1 protein-coding gene is annotated in these 267 nt (G+C 46.4%); it reads right to left on the bottom strand.

The window, feature by feature from the left end:
• Positions 1–46: 46 nt before the first annotated feature.
• On the bottom strand, positions 47–267 hold a 221-nt coding region (locus tag AAEY72_RS15135), incomplete at its 5' end, for an AIR synthase-related protein (protein ID WP_352311396.1).

The following is a 267-nucleotide window of genomic DNA, read 5'->3' as shown; positions in this document are numbered from 1 at the left end:
ATGCGTAATGGTTTATTGTTGCTAGTTTTGATAGGACTGTCTGACATTAACGGTACACCACGGCATCCGCCTGATCATCAGTGCTGCGCTTGATCATTTCGCCTAGTTGCCACGCTTTTTCGCCAGCATCGTTCAAGGTTTGAATAGCAGCATCTGCTTTATCTTTTGGTACGACAATGACAAAGCCGACGCCGCAGTTAAAGGTACGGTACATCTCACTTTGCTCGATATTACCCTGGGTTTGCAACCAAGTGAACAGCTCTGAGA

Origin of the sequence: Psychrobacter sp. W2-37-MNA-CIBAN-0211, assembly GCF_040309405.1 — a bacterium.
Taxonomy (GTDB): Bacteria; Pseudomonadota; Gammaproteobacteria; order Pseudomonadales; family Moraxellaceae; genus Psychrobacter; species Psychrobacter glaciei.
This window is presented reverse-complemented; position numbering and strand designations above follow the sequence as displayed.